General features: G+C 43.4%; 1 protein-coding gene. It reads right to left on the reverse strand.

All coding sequences use genetic code 11. The features are described from left to right. Positions 1–360: 360 nt before the first annotated feature. The gene (locus D4N35_RS17705; RefSeq protein WP_120076025.1) at positions 361–1,536 is read right to left on the reverse strand and encodes an IS256 family transposase; all 1,176 of its coding nucleotides are present in this window, start codon (positions 1,534–1,536) and stop codon (positions 361–363) included. Between the last annotated feature and the right edge of the window lie 98 nt (positions 1,537–1,634).

A 1,634-nucleotide genomic window follows, 5' to 3' on the forward strand; every position in this document is an offset into this window, starting at 1 on the left:
AGTCAAGTCCTTATTTATGTGTAAAAATACATTAATGTTTTCGACCTTTGTTAAGGTATAATCTCTATTTGAATATTCAGTCTGGGTAGGGGCGGGGGAGCCCCCTACCCAGACTAGAATTTTTTAAATTCTTGCTGAACTCTCCATCAAAGCACAGCCACAGCGTAGCTGCTTGCCATTGACCGCAGCGCCCGATTCTTAGTAGGCGCTGGAAGGGGGCGGGGCCCCGCCAGCGAATGCTTAGAATCGATTTGTCCGTGTTACCATACATTGCAGGTTAGCCTTCAGGCTTTTCTTTTCGCTAGCCTGCGTGAATCCCACTACACGGACAAAAGCAAGGTCAATGGTGGCGTTCTCCGGTTATGCTCCCCCGTAGCCCTTCAAATACTGTTTACCAGCCCAATCCTCGTCTATATCCATCAGGACTGAGCCAATTGTCCGGATAGCCGATTGATCATTGGGAAATATTGAAATCACCTTTTCCCTTCTGCGGATTTCCCTGTTTACGCGTTCCAGCATATTAGTGGTGCGCAAATGCTTATGATATTCGGCGGATTGGGAGTGAAATTGCATCGCGTCCTCAAACCCCTCCTCCAGCTTCGTGATAGCCTTTTGAAGGCCTTTAGAATCCTGATGTTTCTCTACAAACTGATTCTTTAACTCCCGGGCATGGGACAGCTTAGATGTTTTAAAAATGTCCTTGATTTCTTGGCGGATCTCCTGGGTGTTCTTTTTTGGCAGTGCATCTATGATATTTCGCAAAAAGTGTACACAGCATCTTTGCCATGATGTTCCAAGAAATGATTGTTTAATGGATTCTACCAGTCCGGCATGGGCATCTGAAATAACCATTTTGGGAGACTGGAGCCCCCGTGATTTTAGGTAGTCAAAAAAAGCAGACCAACTTTCCGTGGACTCTTTATGGCTAACCTGTAAACCAATAATTTCCCTATAACCATTTTCATTGACCCCACATGCCACATGAACACCTTTTGATACAACTTTGTCATTCTCACGGACTTTAATATACATGGCATCCACATACATATACGGATAGTATAAAGTGTTCAGGGGGCGGTTTCTCCATTCATTAACAATGGGATCAAGCGATTTGGTTAACTCTGATACAAATGATTTTGAAACGCTTTTTCCGCATAGTTCCTCCACAATTTTACCTACTTTACGCGTAGAAACACCATTGACGACCATTTCCATCATGGAGACGATTAACGCTTGTTCCCAGCGCTGAAACTTTTTAAAAATAGTGGTAGAGAATTCACCATCCCTGGTACGGGGAACTTTTAATTTTAAAGAGCCTGCGCCGGTGACCAGCTCACGCGTATAATAGCCATTCCGAGAGTCTCTCCGCTCCTCATTCCTTTCGTAGGGAAGAGCATTGATGTACTCATCCCTTTCCTTTTCCATCAAAGAATTTAAAATGAGAGCAAGGGAAGCCTTCACAGGCGATTCTAGTGAACTGTTTTCAACTTTCGCTTTGAGATCTTCCAGATTTATAGTAATATTTATTTGGGTCATCATCATGTCCTCCGTTTATGGTTTTCTTGGTCGAAAAACATTGTATCACGGGTCATGATGGTGACCTATTCTTTTTACACAATTATACGGACTTTATC

The organism is Siminovitchia fortis (assembly GCF_003605365.2).
Classification (GTDB): Bacteria; Bacillota; Bacilli; order Bacillales; family Bacillaceae_C; genus Siminovitchia; species Siminovitchia fortis.

Excerpts from the sequence above, each read along its gene's own strand:
- D4N35_RS17705 (WP_120076025.1), bottom strand. The coding sequence starts at position 1,536 with ATGACCCAAATAAATATTACTATAAATCTGGAAGATCTCAAAGCGAAA.